The 21434-nt window shown below is 71.9% G+C and carries 18 protein-coding genes; 6 read left to right on the forward strand and 12 right to left on the reverse strand.

Annotation, left to right across the window (positions count from 1 at the left end):
• Positions 1 to 225 precede the first annotated feature (225 nt).
• Both ACWCQM_RS00265 and ACWCQM_RS00270 read right to left on the reverse strand, forming a co-directional pair.
• The gene (locus ACWCQM_RS00265; protein ID WP_450913170.1) at positions 226 to 1803 is read right to left on the reverse strand and encodes a PucR family transcriptional regulator; all 1578 of its coding nucleotides are present in this window, start codon (positions 1801 to 1803) and stop codon (positions 226 to 228) included.
• A gap of 228 nt (positions 1804 to 2031) precedes the next feature.
• A complete protein-coding gene (locus tag ACWCQM_RS00270) occupies positions 2032 to 4431 on the reverse strand; it encodes an ATP/GTP-binding protein (protein ID WP_450913171.1) in 2400 nt (799 codons plus the stop codon).
• 245 nt (positions 4432 to 4676) lie between these two features.
• On the opposite strand from ACWCQM_RS00270, the gene gabT reads away from it, so the two are divergent.
• Together gabT and ACWCQM_RS00280 are read left to right on the forward strand one after the other, a co-directional pair.
• The gene (gene gabT / locus ACWCQM_RS00275; RefSeq protein ID WP_450913172.1) at positions 4677 to 6017 is read left to right on the forward strand and encodes a 4-aminobutyrate--2-oxoglutarate transaminase; all 1341 of its coding nucleotides are present in this window, start codon (positions 4677 to 4679) and stop codon (positions 6015 to 6017) included.
• 363 nt (positions 6018 to 6380) lie between these two features.
• Positions 6381 to 6983, forward strand: coding sequence for a phosphatase PAP2 family protein (locus tag ACWCQM_RS00280; RefSeq protein WP_450913173.1), 603 nt, complete (start codon positions 6381 to 6383; stop codon positions 6981 to 6983).
• Here the strand turns inward: ACWCQM_RS00280 and ACWCQM_RS00285 are convergent.
• Complete coding sequence (locus ACWCQM_RS00285; RefSeq protein ID WP_450913174.1) at positions 6968 to 8800, reverse strand: chitinase; 1833 nt, start codon at positions 8798 to 8800, stop codon at positions 6968 to 6970. The two genes, ACWCQM_RS00280 and ACWCQM_RS00285, sit on opposite strands and share 16 nt — an antisense overlap.
• A gap of 81 nt (positions 8801 to 8881) precedes the next feature.
• The gene (locus ACWCQM_RS00290) at positions 8882 to 9343 is read right to left on the reverse strand and encodes a hypothetical protein (RefSeq protein WP_450913175.1); all 462 of its coding nucleotides are present in this window, start codon (positions 9341 to 9343) and stop codon (positions 8882 to 8884) included.
• 229 nt (positions 9344 to 9572) lie between these two features.
• On the opposite strand from ACWCQM_RS00290, the gene ACWCQM_RS00295 reads away from it, so the two are divergent.
• Positions 9573 to 9992, forward strand: a complete 420-nt coding sequence (locus ACWCQM_RS00295) for a hypothetical protein (protein WP_450913176.1) — start codon at positions 9573 to 9575, stop codon at positions 9990 to 9992.
• Here ACWCQM_RS00295 and ACWCQM_RS00300 read toward each other — a convergent pair.
• From ACWCQM_RS00300 to ACWCQM_RS00330, 7 genes are all read right to left on the reverse strand, one after another.
• On the reverse strand, positions 9971 to 10750 hold the full coding sequence (locus tag ACWCQM_RS00300) for an MmyB family transcriptional regulator (protein WP_450913177.1): 780 nt from the start codon (positions 10748 to 10750) through the stop codon (positions 9971 to 9973). The two genes, ACWCQM_RS00295 and ACWCQM_RS00300, sit on opposite strands and share 22 nt — an antisense overlap.
• 81 nt (positions 10751 to 10831) lie before the next feature.
• Complete coding sequence (locus tag ACWCQM_RS00305) at positions 10832 to 12247, reverse strand: NAD(P)/FAD-dependent oxidoreductase (RefSeq protein ID WP_450913178.1); 1416 nt, start codon at positions 12245 to 12247, stop codon at positions 10832 to 10834.
• Between the two features lie 21 nt (positions 12248 to 12268).
• Positions 12269 to 13072: an ABC transporter permease gene (locus ACWCQM_RS00310; protein ID WP_450913179.1), complete on the reverse strand. Its 804-nt coding sequence runs from the start codon at positions 13070 to 13072 to the stop codon at positions 12269 to 12271.
• A complete protein-coding gene (locus tag ACWCQM_RS00315; RefSeq protein WP_450913180.1) occupies positions 13072 to 13995 on the reverse strand; it encodes an ABC transporter permease in 924 nt (307 codons plus the stop codon). Before ACWCQM_RS00315 ends, ACWCQM_RS00310 begins: the two co-directional genes overlap by 1 nt.
• The gene (locus ACWCQM_RS00320) at positions 13992 to 15143 is read right to left on the reverse strand and encodes an ABC transporter ATP-binding protein (RefSeq protein WP_450913181.1); all 1152 of its coding nucleotides are present in this window, start codon (positions 15141 to 15143) and stop codon (positions 13992 to 13994) included. Before ACWCQM_RS00320 ends, ACWCQM_RS00315 begins: the two co-directional genes overlap by 4 nt.
• 50 nt (positions 15144 to 15193) lie before the next feature.
• On the reverse strand, positions 15194 to 16441 hold the full coding sequence (locus ACWCQM_RS00325; protein WP_450913182.1) for a polyamine ABC transporter substrate-binding protein: 1248 nt from the start codon (positions 16439 to 16441) through the stop codon (positions 15194 to 15196).
• A 47-nt stretch (positions 16442 to 16488) separates the two neighbouring features.
• A complete protein-coding gene (locus tag ACWCQM_RS00330) occupies positions 16489 to 18003 on the reverse strand; it encodes a gamma-aminobutyraldehyde dehydrogenase (protein ID WP_450913183.1) in 1515 nt (504 codons plus the stop codon).
• A 202-nt stretch (positions 18004 to 18205) separates the two neighbouring features.
• Between ACWCQM_RS00330 and ACWCQM_RS00335 the strand changes: the two genes are divergently transcribed.
• On the forward strand, positions 18206 to 18772 hold the full coding sequence (locus ACWCQM_RS00335) for an NADAR family protein (RefSeq protein WP_450913184.1): 567 nt from the start codon (positions 18206 to 18208) through the stop codon (positions 18770 to 18772).
• Positions 18773 to 18841: 69 nt separating this feature from the next.
• On the opposite strand, the gene ACWCQM_RS00340 is transcribed toward ACWCQM_RS00335, so the two are convergent.
• Complete coding sequence (locus ACWCQM_RS00340; RefSeq protein WP_450913185.1) at positions 18842 to 19546, reverse strand: DUF4190 domain-containing protein; 705 nt, start codon at positions 19544 to 19546, stop codon at positions 18842 to 18844.
• A gap of 120 nt (positions 19547 to 19666) precedes the next feature.
• On the opposite strand from ACWCQM_RS00340, the gene ACWCQM_RS00345 reads away from it, so the two are divergent.
• Positions 19667 to 20701 (forward strand): adenosine deaminase, encoded by a 1035-nt coding sequence (locus ACWCQM_RS00345; RefSeq protein ID WP_450913186.1) that lies wholly within the window; start codon positions 19667 to 19669, stop codon positions 20699 to 20701.
• Between the two features lie 23 nt (positions 20702 to 20724).
• Positions 20725 to 21429, forward strand: coding sequence for a glycerophosphodiester phosphodiesterase (locus ACWCQM_RS00350; RefSeq protein WP_450913187.1), 705 nt, complete (start codon positions 20725 to 20727; stop codon positions 21427 to 21429).
• Positions 21430 to 21434: the final 5 nt, after the last annotated feature.

Here is a 21434-nt window from a genome sequence, read left to right on the forward strand (position 1 = left end):
GGTACCGGCCCTTCGGGGGTGGTGAACACGATCGCCGGGCGCCGCGCGGGCACCCTTCGGCCCCACCGTAGGGCGGCCCGGGGCGGATGAGGCTTGTCCGCCGTGGAGTGGAGCGGGAATCCGGTGCGCCGGTTTGTCGTAGCGGGTCCGGGGTCCGGTACGCCGGTCCGTCGAAGCGCGCCCCGGAGTCCGGTACGCCGGTCCGCCGCAGCGGGGTCAGGGTCGTCACGTCCCCGAGGAGGCGGCCGTCGCCTTCAGGGCGAGCCAGAGCTCCATCCGGACGTCCGGGTCGTCCAGCGAGCGGCCGAGGATCTCCTCGACCCTGCGCATCCGGTAGCGCAGGGTATGGCGGTGGACGCCGAGGTCGGCGGCGGCGGCGTCCCATTGGCCGTGCCGGGAGAGCCATGCGCGCAGGGAGGCGACGAGGTCGCCCCGGCCCTTCGCGTCGTGTTCCTGGAGGGGACGGAGCATCCCGTCGGCAAACGCCCGTACGGCGTCGTCGGCCAGCAGCGGCAGGACGGAGCCGGCGGCGAGCTCCTCGTGCTCGACCAGGACGCGGCCCCTGCGGCGGGCCACGGAGAGTGCCTGCTCGGCCTGTTTGTACGCGGCGGAGACGGCGACGGGGCCGGAGGGCGCGGACAGGCCGATGACCACCTCGCCGTCATCGGCGGCGGTCTCGAGAGGGGGGCGTTCGTCCTCGGTCCGGGCGGCGTGGGCCGCACAGGCCGCGACCGCCGCCCCGCCGTCGGCGGCCAGGACCACGAGGCGCTCCCCCTCGGGCACCATCAGCAGCGTCTCGCCGGAGCGGGACGCCGCGGCCTCCATCGCCTCGCCCAGCGGTTCCGTCCCGGCCGGGGCGGACGCCTCGGCGATCAGGAGCCGGAAGGGCGCGTCCAGCAGGCCGCCGTACAGGTCCCCGGCGACGGCCCTGGCGTGGCCGGACTCCCCCGCGAGCAGCATCCTCAGGACGGCCGCGCCGAGGCGCTGCTCCGCGCCCTGGAGCGAGCGGGAGCGTGCCGTGGTCAGGGTCAGCAGGGCGACCGCCGAGTGCACGGCGTACCGCTCGGCGGTGCCGAGCGCCGCCCCGGTGCCGACGGCCAGCGCGCCGCGGGCGCGGTGGCCGGTGCCCAGGGACTGGAGCTCGACCCGGTCGTCGCTCTCGCTGTCGCCGACGACGGCGCTGGCCGGGGCCGGGCGCTCCCGCAGGCGCTCCACGTCGGGCGTGAGCCGGGCGGCGCGGCGGGCCGCCCATTCGGGCGCCGCCGCGACGACGGCGCCCGAGGAGTCGTAGAGCGCGGCCCAGCCGTCGACGTGCGCGGCGAGACGGGTGAGGAGCGCCGTGGGGCCGTCCCCGGCGACCGCCGCGCGGGTCAGCTCCCGCTGCGCCTCGAATCCGGCCGTGACGGATCTGTACTGCTCGGCGGCGATCGCCGCCGACACCGCCTTGCTGATCGCGAGGAAGGGCGTGCGCCTCGGCACCTCCAGGAGGGGCAGGCCCGCCTCCTCGGCGGCGTCCACGAGCGCGGGCGGGATGTCCTCGTAGGTGACGCCCACACCGAAGCCGATCCCGGCGACGCCCGCGCCGGCCAGCCGTCGCACGTACCGGCGCATGGTGCCGTGGTCCCGGGCGTCGAGGTTGGTCGCCGTGACGAGGAGCAGCTCACCGCCGTCCATGTACGGGACGGGGTCGGCGAGCTCGCTGGCGTGCGCCCAGCGCACCGGCGTGCCGAGCCGGTCGGCGCCCGCCCTGACGGTGAGCTTGAGCGCCGAGTGCTGGAGGAGCGAGGCGAGAGTGAGGGGCATGGGACCGCCGGACCTCTGGAAGTCGGTTGCGCCGCCCCGTACGAACGGCTCGGTTGGGCCGCCCTGTGCGAACGGCCCGATTGCGCGGCCCGTACGGACGGCTCGGTTCTGCCGTCCTTCCGTGGACGGCCCTGTGCGCGACCCCGTACGGATGGCTGGTTTGCGCCGCCCCGTACAGAGGGCCAGGGCCAATTCTGCCAGGGCGGCAGGGTCCCCGTAACCTCGCGCTCAGCCTCCCAGGTCGACCAGGAGGGGCGGCACGTGCTCGCCCTCGACCGTCGTCAGCGACAGGACTGCGTGCCCGGCGGGCAGCTGGTACGCCAGTTCCGAGGCGGACCAGCGCTCCCGCTCGACCCGGCGCACCGTCACGGCGTCCCTGGTCACGGCCTTTCCGGTGACCAGTTTGCGCAGGCCGTGGAGGGCGCGGGTGAACGGCTGGTCCGCGAAGACGGCGTGCTGGGCGACCTCGCGGGTCTCCACCCATTCCTTGCCCCAGACCTCGGCGAAGCGCTTGCCGTCCCAGGTGGTGACCCCGCTGAAGGCCATGCGGCAGCCGACCGCCCCGAGCAGCGCGGTGTGCAGCCCTTCGGGCACGTCGTCGACGGTCCGCAGGGCCAGGACGGCTCCCGCGTTGACCGACCTGAGCCGCCTGATGCCCCGTACGGTCTCCGCGGTGACGGTGTGCGTGGCGTCGTCCAGGACGAGACAGACGAAGAGCGACCGGTCGGCGCGGGCGGCGGCGATCGCCGTGAACTGGGCGAGCACGAGCCGGGTGAGCAGCCGTGAGGCCTCCGCGTGCGCGCGCTCGGGGAGGTCGATCCTGACCCGGAGCGGGAGGTGTTCGAGGGAGCGCAGCGAGAAGGGCCTGGCCTCGTCGCCGGTGGCGAAGAACGGCGCGAACGCGGGCCGGTCCAGCAGCGCGATCCGGTCGGCGAGCACCGGCCCGGGGTCCCCCGGGCCTCCCCGCTGCCTGGCGCGGGCCTCCAGCTCGCGCAGCATCGCCTGGTGCCCGCCCGCGGCGAGGGCCTGCCGTAGGGCGTCGACGGCGGCGGCGTCGCCGTCCAGGAGCTCGCGGAGCGCGGGCACACCGGGGAAGTGGCCGTGGACGGCGCGGTAGGGGCCGAGCAGCTGGGCGAGCACGGTGGCGGCGCGCCTGCTGTCCAGCTGGGCCACGTCGCCGACCAGCCCCTCGGCGAGGACTCCCGCCGCCTCGTCGGGGTCGGTCGTGCCGCCGTAGAGGTCGAAGTCGTGCACGGACGCGGGGTCCCCGATCCGCACCACGACGTCGAAGGCGTCGTCCGGGCCGAGCTCTCCCCCGGCGCCGCCGACGGCGAGGACGGCCGCGCGCCCGGCGAGTGCCTGGAGGGCGAGCGACTCGACGACCGGCCGGACCAGCCGGGCGGACTTGCCCGCGCCCGGCGGGCCGACCGCCAGCAGGGAGGTGCCGAGCAGGGCGGGTTCCAGGGCGATGCCCGATCCCCGGCGCGCGTAGGGGTTGTGCGGGTCGTCGGCGCAGCCGCCGATGCGGACCTGGCCGGTGAGCAGGTCGTGCCGGGCGGTGCGGCGCGCCAGGTCACGGGCGCCCGAGGGGTGCAGGGCCGCGGCGCCGCCGGAGCGCAGCACGGCCTCGGAGAGCGCGGCCAGGCGTTCCGGGTGCGCCCTGCCGACGGTCCAGGCGTGGCGCACACGCGCCACGTCGACGTCGTTCATCCGGCCGAGGCGGACCTCGGCGGCGAGGGTCTCGGCGGCGTCCGTCAGCCCCGCGGCGCGCAGTTCCGGCCACTGCTCGGGGGAGGGGGCGCCCGGGGGCGCGGATGGCACGGGGGGCGCGGAGCCGGTGCCCCTGGCGGGCGAGCCGGCGCCCTTCCCGAGCCGGGTGGCGGCCAGCGCGCGCCACTGGCCGAGGCGCGCGAAGGGCCAGAGCACACCGAGGGCGATCAGTGCGTAGATCACGTTGACCACGGCCTGGCTCTGGTAGATCTCGCCGCCGGCGACCGAGGCGACCAGGATCAGCACGGGGCGCACGAGCGGCACCGCGTCCTTCCAGACGAGGAGCTCGGCGAGGGCCGCCGCGCCGGCGGTCGCGAGCCCGAGAAGGGGCTGCCCCCGGCCGGCGACATGGCGCCGGAAGATCTCGGACCAGTTACCGAGGCGCCCGCAGCCGTAGACGAGGAGGCCGAAGAGGACGGCCTCGTAGACCGTGAGGGCGTCGGCCCCCTCGATCGTCCGGGGCCCGCCGAACGTCCCGGCGTACCACCAGTCGCCTGGGGTGAACAGCTTCAGCGGGACCAGCCGGTAGGGGATGTAGCCGTTGCGCCAGAGGGACCACAGGAGCAGCCCGCTGAGTACGGAGATGAGCACGCCGACCAGCAACGAGCGGTCGGAGACCCCCTCGGGCTTCTCGGGCGGGCGGGGCGTGTGCCCGAACCGCCACACGCCCGGTTCCCGCACGGGGCGCGGGGTGCGCAGCCATTCCTCCAGCCCGCCGTCGGCCGTGGGCGCGGGGCGGGGCCCCGGGGCGTGCGGGGCACGGGTGGGAGGCGGTGGCGCGGCGGGCGGTGGCCCCGCGGGGCGCGGCACCCGGTCCGCGCCCGTGCCGCGTGCGTCGTACGTGCCTTCGGTGTCCATGAACCGCTGCCCCCTGACCAGCCAGGTCCCGCCTTCTGCACGGCCAATCTAGTGCCCGGGCCCGGGGAGTTCAGCCATGCGGCCGGATGACCCGGCGGAGGCGGCGCGCGGGGGCCCCGCGCGGCCATCTGTCCGCGGCGGACAAGGACACGCTCCCACCACTCCCGATCGGAGCATGACCGGCGCCCTCACGCGCTCGTAGCCTGCAGAAACAGAAGCGTCCGAAACACCCCCAGGAGCCCCGCATGTCCGACATCCCGCAGGAGCGCCGCGTCCTCACCGCCATCCCCGGCCCGAAGTCGGCCGAGCTGCAGGCCCGCCGTGTCGCGGCGGTGGCCGCAGGTGTGGGTTCCACCCTGCCGGTCTTCACCGCCCGGGCGGGCGGCGGGATCATCGAGGACGTGGACGGCAACCGGCTGATCGACTTCGGTTCCGGTATCGCCGTGACGTCCGTGGGCGCCTCCGCCGAAGCCGTCGTGCGCCGTGCCTCGGCGCAGCTCGCCGACTTCACCCACACCTGTTTCATGGTCACGCCGTACGAGGGGTACGTCGAGGTCTGCGAGCAGCTCGCCGAGCTGACGCCGGGTGACCACGCCAAGAAGTCGGCGCTGTTCAACTCGGGTGCCGAGGCCGTCGAGAACGCCGTGAAGATCGCCCGCGCGTACACGAAGCGCACGGCGGTCGTCGTCTTCGACCACGGCTACCACGGCCGTACGAACCTCACGATGGCGCTGACCTCGAAGAACATGCCGTACAAGCAGGGCTTCGGGCCGTTCGCACCCGAGGTCTACCGCGTACCGGTGGCGTACGGCTACCGCTGGCCGACCGGTGCCGAGAACGCCGGTGCCGAGGCGTCCGCGCAGGCCATCGACGAGATCACCAAGCAGATCGGCGCGGAGAACGTCGCGGCGATCATCATCGAGCCGGTGCTCGGCGAGGGCGGCTTCATCGAGCCGGCCAAGGGCTTCCTCCCGGCGATCGCGCGGTTCGCCAAGGACAACGGCATCGTCTTCGTCGCGGACGAGATCCAGTCCGGCTTCTGCCGCACCGGCCAGTGGTTCGCCTGCGAGGACGAGGGCATCGTCCCGGACCTGATCACCACGGCCAAGGGCATCGCGGGCGGTCTCCCGCTCTCGGCGGTGACCGGCCGTGCCGAGATCATGGACGCCGCGCACGCGGGCGGCCTCGGCGGCACCTACGGCGGAAACCCGGTGGCCTGCGCGGGCGCGCTCGGTGCCATCGAGACGATGCGCGAGCTGGACCTGAACGGGAAGGCGAAGCGCATCGAGGAGATCATGAAGGGCCGCCTCGCCGAGATGCGGTCCAAGCTCCCGAACGGCGACATCATCGGCGACATCCGCGGCCGCGGCGCCATGATCGCGATCGAGCTGGTGAAGTCCGGCACGAAGGACCCCGACGCCGCCGCCGCGGGCGCGCTGGCCAAGGCCTGCCACGCGGAGGGCCTGCTGGTGCTGACCTGCGGGACCTACGGCAACGTCCTGCGCTTCCTGCCGCCGCTCGTCATCGGCGAGGACCTGCTGAACGAGGGCCTGGACATCATCGAGCAGGCGTTCGCCACCCTCTGATCCGTGCGAACCTCCCGGTGGCCGGGCGGCCCCTGGCCCGGCCACCGGTGAGGGCGTGTGAAGAAGGTGTGCGGGGGCGATGGCGGGATACCGTTGTCGCTTCCGGTGCCTCCTTCCTCTGACGTACGGTTTTCCCAGATGAGAGAAACACCCCGCCCGCAGGGGACTGCGGGTGATGCCGGGCCGGGGCTCCCCCAGCACCGATCCGGCCGTGCCATCGCGCACACCGCTGGAGCTTCGGGCTCCGGGACTCCTCACCGATCGGATGGCCGCCCGCCCCACACCCCCCGGGGCGCGCGGCAAACCGGTCCGACCGGCCACCTCGGAACAATCCCCCCTGTTCCCCGGTGGCCGGTTCTTCTCGTGTCCACGGCCGTGACGATGCTGGTGCTCTTCGCCCTGATCACCTGGCAGGTGCTGGCCGACGGCCCCCTGCTGGTCCCCGACGAGCGGCTCGGCCTGGAGCTGGCGGGGCGCGGCTCCGCCCGGCTCGCCGACTTCTTCGCCGACCTGGGCAATATGCAGGTGGCCGTTCCGGTGCTGGCGTGCGCGGTCCTCTTCGCCTGGTTCCGCCGCGCCCGGCGGGCGGCGGTGTGCGCCGTCCTGGCCATGGCGGCCGTTCCCGCGCTCGTCGTCCCGCTCAAGCTGTGGACGGACCGGCAGGGTCCGCTGACGGAGGCGACGGGCTACTACCCCTCGGGCCACACGACCACCGCGATGGTGGCGTACGGGGCCGCGGCCCTGCTGATCGCCCCGTACACGCGGTGGACATGGGTGACGCCCGCCGCCGCCGTCCTGCTGACGGCGGCGACGAGCGTCGGTCTGGTGCTGCGCGGCTACCACTGGCCGCTGGACGTGGTGGCCGCCTGGTGCCTGAGCGGGATCCTGCTGATCGCCCTGCGGGCGGGGAGCCTTCGGGCGGGCAGCCTTCGGGCGGGCAGCAGGAGCGGTCAGCCGCCGAAGTAGGCGTCGAAGTTCTTCGAGAACTCCCAGTTGTTGAAGCGGTCCCAGTTGATGGACCAGGTCATCAGCCCGCGCAGTCCGCTCCAGGTGCCGTGCGTCTGGTAGGTGCCGCAGTCCGTCTTCTTCGTCAGGCAGTTCAGGGCCTTGGTGACCTCGGCGGGCGAGGTGTGGCCGTTGCCCGCCTGGGTGGACGCCGGGAGGCCGAAGGCGACCTGCTCGGGGCGCAGCGCCGGGAAGACCTTGGTCTGGTCACCGGCGACGGGGAAGCCGGTGAGCAGCATGTCGGTCATGGCGATGTGGAAGTCGGCGCCGCCCATGGAGTGGTACTGGTTGTCCAGGCCCATGATGGAGCCCGAGTTGTAGTCCTGGACGTGCAGCAGCGTGAGGTCGTCGCGCAGCGCGTGGATGACGGGCAGATAGGCGCCGGCGCGCGGGTCCTGGCCACCCCAGGGGCCGGAGCCGTAGTACTGGTATCCGAGCTGCACGAAGAAGGTCTCGGGGGCCATGGTGAGGACGAAGTCGTCGCCGTACTTGGCCTTGAGGGACTTCACCGCGGAGATCAGGTTGACGATGACGGGGGTCGTGGGGCTGCGGAAGTCGGTGTCGCCGGTGTTCAGCGAGAGCGAGTGGCCCTCGAAGTCGATGTCCAGGCCGTCGAGTCCGTAGGTGTCGATGATCTTGGACACGGAGGTGACGAAGGCGTCGCGGGCGGCGGTCGAGGCGAGCTGGACCTGTCCGTTCTGGCCGCCGATCGAGATCAGCACCTTCTTCCCCGCGGCCTGCTTGGCCTTGATGGCGGCCTTGAACTCCGCCTCGGACTCCACGTTCGGGCACTCGGCGACGGGGCAGAGCGAGAAGCGGATGTCGCCGGAGGTGACGGAGGTCGGCTCGCCGAAGGCGAGGTTGATGACGTCCCAGGAGCCGGGCACGTCGGCCATGCGCGTGTAGCCGGAGCCGTTGGCGAAGCTGGAGTGGAGATAGCCGACGAGCGCGTGGGCCGGGAGGCCCGCGTCACTCCCTCCCCCGCCGCCCGCCGCCGTCGTGACGCTCACCGCCGAGGACTTCGCCGACTCACCGGCGGCGTTGACCGCCGAGACCTGGAAGCTGTACGCGGACGACGCGGTCAGCCCCGTCACGGTCGCCGAGGTGCCGGTGGCGTCGAGGACCTTCGTGCCGTCGCGGTAGACGCGGTAGCCGGTGGCCCCCGCGGATGCCGTCCAGGACAGCGGGACGGCCGACGCGGTGGCCGTGCCCGCCCGCAGCGCGGTGGGGGCGGCGGGCACGGCGACAGGGTCGCCGCCGGGGCCGGTCAGGGTGAGATCGTCGGCGTAGTAGGCCGGGGTGCCGTACCAGCCGTGGGTGTAGACGGTCACCGAGGTGGTCGAGGGGCCGGTCCTGAAGCTGGTGGTGAGCCGCTGGTACGCCCCGGCGGACTGGGTCCAGGTGGAGACGTCGGTGGTCCCGGTGCCGGACGCCCCGAGGTAGACGTAACTTCCCTGCACCCAGGCGCTCAGCGTGTAGGCGGAGTCGGGCTTCACCGTCACCGTCTGGGAGCAGCGGGCGTTGTCGCTGCCCGCCGGTGTCGCCCTGAGTGCCGAAGTGCCGCTGTGCACGGGGGTGCTGACGGCCGCACCGCTGCCGCCGGAGCAGGACCAGCCGTCCAGGCCCGCCTCGAAGCCGCCGTTGCGCGCCAGGTCCACGTCGGCCGCTCCGGCGGCCGGCGCCGTGGCGACCAGCGCACCGGCGGTGAGCAGGGCGGCCGAGAGGACCGCGGTGACCCGGGAGAGACGGACGGGTGGTCTGGATCCGGTGCGTTCCACAACAGCCTCCGTACAGGGGGGAATTGAGTGGTGCACAACATGGTCCAGACCAATCAGGTTGTCAAGACCTCTGGCGGTGCCTCACCCCCCGCCGCCCCGCGCCCCACGGACTGCGGCGGCCTCGTGCAGGGCCAGCTCCAGAAGGGTCGCGTCGGTGAGCGTGCCCGAGCCGTCCGGCAGGATCAGCCACCGCACCCCGCCCACCGTGCTGCCCGGCCGGGGGACGATGATCCAGGTCCCGGTGCCGACTCCCCGGATGCCGGTTCCGACCCAGCGGGCGGCCGTGCCCGGGGGCACGAAGAAGCCCATCCGGGAGTCGCCGAAGTCCGCGAGGACCGGTCCCGGCCGGTCGAGGAGACGGGTGAGCACATCGAGCGTCGGATAGCCCAGCTCCGCCGGGACGATCAGTACGTCCCAGCGCTTCCCGGCGGGAAGGAGCGCCATTCCCTGAGGGTTGCGCGCCCACTCCCTCCGGCAGGCACCCGGATCCGGTGCCACCGACACGAGCCATGTGATCGCGGCTTCCGCCCCCGTGCGGGCCATGAGCTGCCTCCCTCTCCTGCGGGCACCGGCAGGGTTCCGCCGGTGCTTCCGAGGGAGAGAGAGCGCGGGGGCCGGATCATGACGCGGGTCGGGCGGACGGGTTGGAGTGACGCCGGTCACTTCGGTTCGGCGGGGGCCACCGGCCCATTCCCCGGGGGGAATTGTCCGTCGCCGCCGGGCGCCGCAGGATCTTGTCCCGGACCACTCACCCGGCAGCGAGGAGACGCAGATGACCGAGATCGACGCGCAGCACCTGGCCGACCGCTACATGGCTCAGTGGACGGAGCCGGACACGGCCGGACGACGCGCGGCCATCGAAGGGCTGTGGGCCGAGAACGGCACCCACATCCTCCGGCCGCCCGTGGAGATCCGGGAGATCGCCGAGGAACTCGGCTTCGCGCACACCACCCTGGAGGCCCGGGGCTACGACGCGATCGAGTCCCGGGTGGCCCGGAGTCACGAGCAGTTCGTCGAGAAGAAGGGGTTCACGTTCAGACGCTGCACCGATGCGATGCGTCTCCACGGCGTCGTCCGGTTCGGCTGGGAGACGGTCGACGCGACCGGCGAGGTCGTGGGCGGCGGCTCGGAGATCCTGGTCCTGGACGACGACGGCCGGATCGAGACCGACTACATGTTCCCCGGGGCCTGACCGGCAGCGGCCGGCGCGATCGGTCCGGCGGCCGCCCGGAGCGCCTCGGCCGTCTCCTCGTCGGCGGGCAGGAACGCCTCGAGCTTCAGCTCGGCGAGCGCCACGTCGACGGCGGTGGCGAAGGTCGTCACCGTGGTCATCAGGCGCAGTTCACCGTGCGAGGACCGCAGCCGGAGCGGAACGGCGAAGCCGAGCTGCCCCGAGGACGGCCCGAGTCCGGGGACGTAACCGGAGAGCTCGTCGCGCAACTCCCGCTGGTGGCCGAGGCGCGCCAGGATGTGGCGCGCCCACTCGGCCAGGTTGCGGATGCGGGGCGCGACACCGTCGGGGTGCAGCGCGAGACGGTAGATGTTCGTCCCCGGGCCGACCAGCTCCGGGGCGGCGCCCTCGGAGACCAGGTCGAAGGCGGTGTTCGCGGCGATCAGGTCACCCCGCCGGTCCACGACCAAGGCCGGGTAGGGCAGATAGCCGCGGAGGATGTGGTCGATGGCCGTACGGACGGGGGCCAGGACCGGGTCGTCCAGCGCGCTCTCGGGGTAGACCGGCGCGTAGCCCGCTGCCAGCAGCAGTTCGTTGCGTTCCCGCAGTGGCAGCTCCAGCGACTCGGTCAGCCGCACCACCATGTTCCGGCCGGGGACCGACCGGCCGGACTCGATGAAGCTGAGGTGGCGCTGGGTCGTGCCCGCCCGCAGCGCCAGGTCGAGCTGGCTGACGTGCAGGCGGGTACGGCGTTCGCGAAGCGCACGGGGAAAGTCCACGCGTCTGTTGTAGCCGTGGGGCGGCCCGCAGAACCATTCCTTTCGGGGAATGACCGCCCCCGGCCGCCGGCCCGGCCCCGCTCAGCTGTCGAAGCCGAGCCCCAGCCGGTCCATGGTCCGCAGCCACGCGTTCCGGTGCCCGCCATGGCTGTCCGCCCAGGCCAGAGACCGCTTGGTGAGCTCGATCCCGGTCCAGGCGAACGGTTCGGGCGGGAAGGGCATCGGCTTGGAGCGGACCATGCCCAGCGCGGTCCGCCCGGTCTCCCGCCCCGAGAGGAGGTCGAGCATGACCTCGGCTCCGAAACGCGTGGCTCCGACGCCCAGTCCGGTGTACCCGGCGGCGTAGGCGACCCGCCCTCGAAGGGCCGTACCGAAGAAGGCGGAGAAGCGGGAACACGTGTCGATCGCGCCGCCCCAGGCGTGGGTGAAGCGCACTCCGGACAGCTGCGGGAAGCACGCGAAGAACTGCCCGGCGAGCTTCAGGAAGGTCTCCGGGCGCTGGTCCAGCGAGGAGTCCAGCCGGCCGCCGTACGGATAGACGGCGTCGTAACCGCCCCACAGGACGCGGTTGTCGGCGGAGAGCCGGAAGTAGTGGAACTGGTTGGCGCTGTCCCCCAGCCCCTGGCGGTTGTGCCAGCCGACCGAGGCGAGCTGGTCCGCGCTGAGGGGCTCCGTCATCAGCGCGTAGTCGTAGACCGGGACCGTGTACGGGCGCACCCGCCTGACCAGCGACGGGAAGACGTTCGTACCGAGTGCGACATCCCGGGCGGTCACTCTGCCGTACGGGGTACGCACCGCCGTGCCCGCGCCCGCCCGGGCGAGGCCGAGGCCCGGGGTGCGCTCGTAGATCCGTACGCCGAGGCCGATGCACGCTGCTTTGAGGCCCCAGGCGAGCTTCGCCGGGTGCAGCATGGCGACACCGCGCCGGTCCAGCAGTCCGCCCAGGAACGTCGGCGAGTCGACCTCCGCGCGCACCTGGTCGCGGTCCAGGAACTCCAGCTCGCCGAGGCCGAGTTCCCGGGTCCTGCGGTGCCAAGCCCGCAGTTCGTCCAGCTGGTGGGGCTGGGTCGCCACGTCGATCTCGCCGGTGCGCTCGAATTCGCAGTCCAGCGAGTAGCGGGCGACGGTCTCCTCGATGGCGTCGAGGTTCCGCGCGCCCAGCTCCTCCAGCTTCCCGATCTCCTCCGGCCAGCGCTCCACCCCGTTGGCCAGGCCGTGCGTCAGGGACGCGGCGCAGAATCCGCCGTTGCGGCCGGAGGCGGCCCAGCCCACCTCGTGCCCCTCGATGAGGACGACGTCGCGCCCGGGGTCCCGTTCCTTGGCGAGCAGCGCGGTCCACAGCCCGCTGTAGCCGCCGCCGACGACCAGCAGGTCGCAGCGCTCGTCCCCGGTGAGCGCGGACAGCGCCTCCGGCTTTCCGGGGTCGTCGAGCCAGTACGAGAGGGGACGTGCGTCGGAGAGTGAGTGTGCGGCAGTACGCATGGCATCCGGGGCCATGGCTTCCAACTCCTTCGGGTGCTATTTTCCCGCGTTGCTCTTCCGCCGGTTCGCGATGAGCTGTCCGGCGAGGACCACCGCCACGGCGATGACGAACATGGCCGTACCGATGACGTTGATCTGCACGGGCGTTCCGCGCTGGGCCGATCCCCAGACGTACATGGGGAAGGTCACCGTGGTGCCCGCGTTGAAGTTGGTGATGATGAAGTCGTCGAAGGAGAGCGCGAAGGCGAGCAGCGCTCCCGCGGCGATGCCGGGGGCGGCGATCGGGAGGGTCACCCTGAGGAAGGTCTGCACGGGGCCCGCGTAGAGATCGCGGGCCGCTTCCTCCAGCCTCGGGTCCATCGACATCACGCGTGCCTTGACCGCCGTCACCACGAAGCTGAGGCAGAACATGATGTGGGCGATCAGCACGGTCCAGAAGCCGAGTTCGGCGCCCAGGTTGAGGAAGAGCGTGAGCAGTGAGGCCGCCATGACGACTTCGGGCATGGCCATCGGCAGGAAGATCAGCGAGTTGATCGCGCCGCGTGCGCGGAAGCGGTAGCGGACCAGCGGGAAGGCGATCATCGTGCCGAGCAGGGTGGCGCCGGCCGTCGCCCAGAAGGCGATCCGCAGCGAGAGCGAGAGCGAGCCGCAGAGGTCCGCGACACCGCAGGGGTCCTTCCAGGCGTCGAGGGAGAACTCCTGCCAGGCGTAGTTGAAGCGCCCGTTGGGCCGGTTGAGGGAGAAGACCATCACGACGACGTTCGGAAGGATCATGTAGGCGAGGGTCAGCAGACCCGCGATCACGACCAGGTTCCGGCGGACGATACGGAGTACGGGCATCAGACCAGGTCCTCCGTACCGGAGCGGCGGATGTAGACGGTGACCACGAGAAGGACGACCGCCATGAGGATGAACGAGAGCGCGGCGGCCGTCGGATAGTCCAGGACCCGCAGGAACTGGGTCTGGATGACGCTGCCGACCATCTTGGTGTCGGTGGAGCCGAGGAGTTCCGCGTTGACGTAGTCGCCGCTCGCGGGGATGAACGTCAGCAGGGTGCCGGAGACGACACCGGGCATGGACAGCGGCAGGGTCACCTTGCGGAAGGTGGTGGCGGGCGTGGCGTAGAGGTCGCCCGCCGCCTCGTGCAGCCGGCCGTCGATCCGCTCCAGCGAGGTGTAGAGCGGCAGGATCATGAAGGGCAGGAAGTTGTACGTCAGTCCGCAGACGACGGCCATCGGGGTGGCCAGGACCCGGTTGTTCTCGGTCCAGCCGAGCCAGCCGGTGACGTCCAGGACGTGGAGGGTGTTGAGGACGTCGACGACGGCGCCGCCGTCCGCGAGGATCGTCTTCCAGGCCAGCGTCCGGATCAGGAAGCTGGTGAAGAAGGGGGCGATGACCAGCACGAGCACCAGGTTGCGCCACCGCCCGGCCTTGAAGGCGATCAGATAGGCGAGCGGGTAGCCCAGCAGCAGGCAGAGCACCGTGGCGGTGCCCGCGTACAGCAGGGACCTGATGAACTGCGGGTAGTAGTCGGCGAAGGCGTCCCAGTACGTCCGGAAGTGCCAGGTGACCTCGAAGCCCTCCTCCAGCGATCCGGTCTGCACGGAGGTGGAGGCCTGGTAGACCATCGGCAGCGCGAAGAAGACCAGCAGCCAGAGGATGCCGGGGAGCAGCAGCCAGTAGGGGACGAGCCGCCTGCGGGTGGACGGCTTGCGGATCTCCGCCTCCACGGGGGGCGCCGGCGGCGCCTCGGTGACGCTCACGCCGCCTCCTCCAGGACTTCCGCGCCGGCGCTGATGTCCTGGTCCGCGTCGAGTCCGAAGGTGTGCTCGGGGTTCCAGTGCAGGACGACCTCGGCGCCGGGGACGAGCCGGCCGTCGCGTTCGATGTTCTGCTCGTAGACCTGGAGCGCCTGGCCGGCGGGGCTCTCGACGACGTACTGGGTGGAGACGCCGATGAAGCTGGAGTCGGTGATGCGGCCGGTGACCCTGTTGCGGCCGTCGGGTATCGCGTCCGCGTCCTCGGCGTGGGCCAGGGAGATCTTCTCGGGGCGGACCCCGACGAGCAGCTTCCCGCCGCTCGCCGCCGGGGACGCGCACCGGCCGCCGGGCAGCCTGAGCCTGCCGCCGCCCGCCGTGACGACGACGTCCGTGCCGGTGGAGACGATCTCGCCCTCGATGAGGTTGGAGGTGCCGAGGAAGTTGGCCACGAAGGTGGTGCGGGGGTTCTCGTACAGATCGGCGGGGGCGCCGAGCTGTTCGACCCGGCCCCCGTTCATCACCGCGACGGTGTCGGCCATGGTCATGGCCTCCTCCTGGTCGTGGGTGACGTGGACGAAGGTGATGCCGACCTCGGTCTGGATCCGCTTGAGTTCGAGCTGCATCTGCCGGCGGAGCTTGAGGTCGAGCGCGCCGAGCGGCTCGTCGAGGAGGAGGACCTGGGGGTGGTTGATGAGCGCGCGGGCCACGGCGACGCGCTGCTGCTGCCCGCCCGAGAGCTGATGCGGTTTGCGGTGGGCGAAGTCGCCGAGCTGGACGAGGTCCAGCATCTCGCCGACCTGCTTCTTCACGGACTTGATCCCGCGTCGGCGCAGTCCGAAGGCGACGTTCTCGAAGACGTCGAGGTGCGGGAAGAGCGCGTAGCTCTGGAAGACGGTGTTGACGGGCCGTTTGTACGGGGGCAGGCCCGTGATGTCCCGGCCGCCGAGCGAGACCGTGCCGGTGGTGGCGTCCTCCAGGCCCGCGATCATCCGCAGGGTGGTGGTCTTGCCGCAGCCGGACGCGCCGAGCAGCGCGAAGAAGGAGCCCTGCGGGACGGTCAGGTCGAGGGGGTGCACTGCGGTGAAGGAGCCGTAGGTCTTGCTGATCCCGGTGAGACGGACGTCGCCGCCCTCTGTCTGCTGCTGTGTCATGGGTCGCGGTCCCGGTGGTGTCGGAGGAGATCGGGCGGGGAGCGGGCCGGTCAGGCGCCGATGAGCTTGGCGAACTTCTCTTCGTACGCCGTCTCTTCCTCGGAGCTGAGGGAGCGGAACGCCCGCGACTTCGCGGCCATCGCCTTGTCGGGGAGGATCAGCGTGTTGGAGGCCATGGCCTCGTCGATCTTCGCGAGTTCCGCGGCGACCCCGTCCACCGGGCAGACGTAGTTGATGTACGCGGCGAGCTGGGCGGCGACCGGGAGCTCGTAGTAGTAGTCCATGAGCTTCTCGGCGTTGGTCTTGTGCCGCGCCTCGGCCGGGACCAGCATGTTGTCGCTCGACGTGATGTAACCGGCGGCGGGGATGGTGAACTTGATGGCCGGGTTGTCGGCCTGGAGCTGGATGATGTCCCCCGCCCAGGCCACACAGGCGGCGATGTCGCCCTTGCTCAGGTCCGCGGTGTAGTCGTTGCCGGTGAAGCGGCGTATCTGGTGGGTGTCCACGCCCTTCTGCATCCGGCCGATGGCCGCGTCGAAGTCGGCGTCGTCGAACGTCCCGGGGTCCTTGCCCATGTCCAGGAGCGTCATCCCGACCGAGTCGCGCATCTCGGAGAGGAAGGAGACCCTGCCCTTGAGCTTGGGGTCGTCGAGCAGCTGGGTGACGGAGTCGACCTTCCGGCCGCCGGTCGCCTTCTCGTTGTAGGCGATGACGGTCGGGATGCCGGTCCAGGGGTAGGAGTAGGCGCGTCCCGGGTCCCAGTCGGGCGTGCGGAACTGGGCGGAGAGGTTCGCGAAGGCGTGCGGCAGGTTCGCGTGGTCGAGCTTCTGCGCCCAGCCGAGCCGGATGATCCGCGCGGCCAGCCAGTCGGTCACGATGATGAGGTCGCGGCCGGTGTCCTGGCCCGCGGCGAGCTGCGGTTTGATCTTCCCGAAGAACTCGACGTTGTCGTTGATGTCCTCGGTGTACTTGACCTTGATCCCGGTGCGTTCCGTGAACGCGTCGAGGGTCGGCCGGCTCTTCTCGTCCTCGCTGACGTCCATGTACTCGGTCCAGTTGGAGAAGTTGATCACCTTCTCCTTCGCCGAGTGGTCGTCGGACGCCGCGGTGTCCCCGTCCCGCTTCGCGGGCGGGATGCCGCACGCGCTCAGCGTCCCCAGGCCGCCGAGCGCGAGGGCGCCCATGCCCGACGCCCGCAGGAGGGAGCGGCGGGTGAGCGCGCCCCTGCCGTTGGTGAGGCTGCGCCTCATCGCGGCCAGCTGGGGCGCGGAGAGGCGCTCGGGCTCGTACTGCTCCATACGCGTATGCCCTTCCGGGTGGGTGGGCCGCCGGACGGCGGCCGCTGCTATCGGTCCCCGAAAACGGTGCGGTGCCAGTCCTTCCGGGCCACCGCGGTGTTGTCGTACATGACGTGCTTGACCTGCGTGTACTCCTCGAAGGAGTACGACGACATGTCCTTGCCGAAGCCGCTGGCCCCGTATCCGCCGTGCGGCATCTCGCTGATGATCGGGATGTGGTCGTTGATCCACACGCAGCCCGCCCTGATCTCACGGGTGGCGCGGTTGGCCCGGTAGAGACCGGTGCTCCAGGCGGAGGCGGCCAGTCCGTACGGGGTGTCGTTGGCGAGGCGGATTCCCTCGTCGTCGGTGTCGAAGGGCAGCACGACGAGCACGGGGCCGAAGATCTCCGCGCTGACGATCTCGCTGTCCTGGGCCGCGTCCGTGATCAGGGTGGGCCGGTAGTAGGCCCCGTCGGCGAGTGCGCCGCCGGGGGCCTCGCCGCCGGTGACGACGGTGGCGTGGGCGCGGGCCCGGTCGACGAAGCCGGCCACGCGGTCGCGCTGCTGATGGCTGATCAGCGGTCCGAGGTCGGTCGACGGGTCGAAGGGGTCGCCGAGCCGCACGGTCTCCATGAGGGCGGCGACCCCGCTGACGAACGCGTCGTACAGCGGGCGCTGCACATAGGCACGGGTGGCGGCCGTGCAGTCCTGTCCGGTGTTGATGAGCGATCCGGCGACCGCTCCCTGGACCGCGGCGTCGAGATCGGCGTCGTCGAACACGAGGAAGGGCGCCTTGCCGCCGAGTTCCAGGTGCAGGCGCTTGACCGACCCGGTGGCCAGCGCGGCGACCCGCCTGCCGACGGCCGTGGAGCCGGTGAAGGAGATCATCGCGACATCGGGGTGGCCGACGAGGTGTTCGCCCGCGTCCTCGCCCGCGCCGGAGACGATGTTGACCACGCCGTCCGGGATGCCCGCCTCGGTGGCAGCCTGCGCGAACATCAGCGAGGTGAGCGGCGTGATCTCGGCGGGCTTCAGCACGATGGTGTTGCCGGCGGCGACGGCCGGGAGGATCTTCCAGGCGGCCATCTGGAGCGGGTAGTTCCAGGGCGCGACGGAGCCGATGACCCCGAGGGCCTCGCGGCGGACGTAGGAGGTGTGGTCGCCGCTGTACTCGCCGGCCGACTTCCCTTCGAGGTGGCGGGCGGCACCGGCGAAGAACGCGGTGTTGTCCACGGTGCCCGGTACGTCGAACTCGGTGGAGAGCTTGACCGGCTTTCCGCACTGGAGGGACTCGGCGTACGCGAGGTCCCCGGCCCGCGCGTCGAGTACGGCGGCGAAGCGGTGCAGCGCCTGCGACCGCTCGCCCGGGGTCAGCCCCGACCAGCCGGGGAACGCCTCGCGGGCGGCGGCGACGGCGGCGTCGACATCGGCGGTGCCGGCCAGTTCGTAGCGGTACACCGTCTCGCCCGTCGCGGGGTTCACCACGTCCTGGTGGCGCCCCGATGTGCCGGGGCGCAGCCGTCCGCCGATGTACTGCGCCCCTGTCGCGAAGCGCTCCTGCACCTGGAAGCCGTTGCCCATGAGCTCTCCTCCGCTGCCCCTGTGACCAGGGGCGGCGTAGCTTCTTCTCGAATTGAGTGCCGATCCTGACAGAGGAGACCTCTACCAACAAGTGATTCCGTTGTTTCCTTTTGGTTACGCGACGGAATCTGTCGACGATGTGTCTCGTCGGCACGGAAATCCCTGTACCGGCTGTCAGTGGTGGATGCCAGACTCGGCGGGCATGGAGACGGAATGTGCGGACCGTGACGCGCTCGTGGCACGAGTGGCCCGCGGGGAGCGTGTGAAGTACCTGCCGTTCTGGGGGCATCGGCCCCGCGCGGACGGCAGGCTCGGAGAGAGCTGCCTCAGTCAGTGGTGGCCGTCGCCGTTCACCGTCGATTCGGTGAGCTACGCCTCGGCGGAGCACTGGATGATGGCGGGCAAGGCGCGGCTCTTCGGCGACCGGGAGTCGGAGGAGCGGGCGGTGGCGGCGGGCAGCCCCGCCGCGGCAAAGAAAGTGGGCCGGCTGGTCAGGGGCTTCGACGACGCCGTGTGGCGGCGGGAGCGGTTCGCTCTGGTCGTCGCGGGCAGCGTCCACAAGTTCGGCCAAAACCCGGACCTGCGGGCGTATCTGCTGGGCACCGGCGAGCGGGTGCTCGTCGAGGCCAGCCCTCTGGACCGGATATGGGGCATCGGGCTCGCCAAGGACGATCCGCGCGCCCTGGCCCCGGAGTCCTGGCGGGGGCTGAATCTGCTGGGCTTCGCACTCATGGAGGCGCGGACGCGGCTGCGCGCGGACCACCCGTAGGCAGCCGGGCGCGTGGCCGGCCCGGGGACCTGGGGTCCGGGGCCGGCCACGGGCGGGCTCCGGCGCGGGTCAGCGCGAGGCGCCCACGACCAGCGTGGTGGCGTACGGGTCGTCGTAGTCGTACTCGCTGCTTGTCTCGTCGTTGGCGACGGCCCAGATCAGGAATCCGAGGAAGGCCGCGCTGATGGCCATCGCGATCGATCCCAGGATGATCCCGGCGAGCGCCATGCCCCCGTTGGTCGCCTCGCCCCGCTTGGCGCGGCCCCGGCCGATGATGCCGAAGATCAGGGCGAGGAGGCCCAGGATGATCCCCAGCCCCCACATGCAGAAGCCGACGACCGAGATGATGCCGAGCACCATCGCCGCGACACCCAGCCCGTTGGCAGGTGCCGGCCCCCAGGCCTGCTGGCCCGCGTAGCCGGGGTATCCCGGATAGCCGTAGGCGGCGGACGGGCCGCCGGGCGGGGCGGGGTAGCCGTAGGCGGCGGAGGGCGGAGCGGGAGGGGTCGGGTAGCCGTACTGGCCCGGTCCGTTCGGTGCGGTCGGCGGCGCGGGGACGCCGGGCGGCTGCGCGGGCCCGAAGCCGCCTGCCTGTCCCGGTACGGTCCCGCCGCCCGTCTCCGGGCCGGGCATGGACGTCACCGTGGGCTGGTTGTGCACGGCGGGCGGCGCGGCGTCGGAGGGCTGCTTGCCCAGATCGATCCGCTTCTCCGGCGGCGCCCACGGATCGCGCGGCACGCCCTCGCCGCCGGCCTGAGGTGTGTTGTCTGACATGGGCCTCCCCCATCGTGATCCCGCCCCATGCTACGGCCCGGCCTCCGGCCGCAGAGCCCCGCATACGATGACCGGTGCAGCCGGTGCGCCCGGCCCGAAAAAGAGATCCGGGAGAATCCGATGAACGATCTGCACCCCTTCATCGCGGGGCTGCCCAAGGCCGAGCTCCACGTCCACCACGTGGGGTCCGCCTCGCCGCGCATCGTGGCCGAACTGGCGGCCCACCACCCGGACTCCAAGGTGCCCACGGACCCGGAGGCGCTGTCGGACTACTTCACCTTCACCGACTTCGGGCACTTCATCGACGTCTACCTCTCGGTGGTGGACCTGATCCGCACCCCCGAGGACGTCCGGCTGCTGACCTTCGAGGTCGCCCGGGACATGGCGCGGCAGAACATCCGGTACGCGGAGCTGACCGTCACCCCGTTCAGCTCGACCCGTAGGGGCATTCCCGAGCAGGGCTTCATGGAGGCCATAGAGGACGCCCGCAAGGCGGCCGAGACCGAGCTCGGCGTCGTACTGCGCTGGTGCTTCGACATCCCCGGCGAGGCAGGCCTCGAAGCCGCCGAGGAGACGACCCGGCTCGCCCTGGACCTGCGGCCCGAGGGGCTGGTCTCCTTCGGCCTCGGCGGCCCCGAGGTGGGCGTGGACCGCCCGCAGTTCAAGCCCTACTTCGACCGGGCGATCGCGGCGGGCCTGCACTCCGTCCCGCACGCCGGGGAGACGACGGGCCCGGGGACCGTCTGGGACGCGCTCACCGCGCTGCGGGCCGAGCGCATCGGCCACGGCACCAGCTCCGTCCAGGACCCGGAGCTGCTGGCCCATCTCGCCGAGCACCGCATCGCCCTGGAGGTCTGCCCGACGTCCAACATCGCCACCCGCGCGGTCACGGACATCGACCGGCACCCGATCAAGGAGATGGTCGAGGCGGGCGTCCTCGTCACCGTCAACAGCGACGACCCGCCCATGTTCGGCACCGACCTCAACAACGAGTACGCGGTGGCCGCCCGGCTGCTCGGCCTGGACGAGCTCGGCCTCGCGGCCCTGGCGAAGAACGCGGTGGAGGCGTCGTACCTGGACCCGGCCGGCAAGCGGACCCTGGCCTCCGAGATCGACACGTACACGACGAACTGGCTGAGGACTCCCGGCAGGTGAGCCCCCGCGGTCACAATGGCCCCATGATCACCGACGTCACCGCCGTGGCCCACCGCGGCGATCCCTACCGTGCCCGCGAGAACACGCTCCCCTCGGTCCTGTCCGCCCTCGCCCGGGGGGCGGACGCGGTCGAGATCGATGTCCGCGTCACCCGGGACAAGGTGCCCGTGCTGCTGCACGACTCCACCCTGGAGCGCCTCTGGGGCCATGACATCCGCATCGACCGGATCGGCCACCAGGAGCTGGTGGAGCGGACCGGCGGCGGGGTCCCCACCCTGCGCGAGGTCCTGTCCGCCGCCGGCGGCCGGCGGATCATGGCCGATCTGCCCGGCGCGACCGACGCGTCCGTGCGGGAGATCGTCGGGGTGGTGCGGGAGAGCGGAGCGCCGGAGAGCGTCTACTACTGCGCGAACACCGACGCGATGCTGAAGGTGCGCGCCGCGGACCCGTCCGCGGAGATCGCGCTGACCTGGACGACGCTCGCCCCGCCGCGCGCCGTCCTGCTCGAAGCGGTGCGCCCGCGCTGGCTGAACTACCGCTTCGGGCTGCTGAGCCAGGAGCTGACCGCCCGTATCCACGCCGACGGGCTGCTGGTCTCCGCGTGGACGGCCGACACCCGGCGCACGATGCGAAGGCTCCTCGCGTACGGCGTCGACTCGATCACCACCAACCGGATCGACGCGCTCCGGGCGCAGTTGGCGAACTCGCGTACCCCTGGCGCTTCTTGATCGGT

The organism is Streptomyces sp. NPDC002125, from assembly GCF_053593715.1.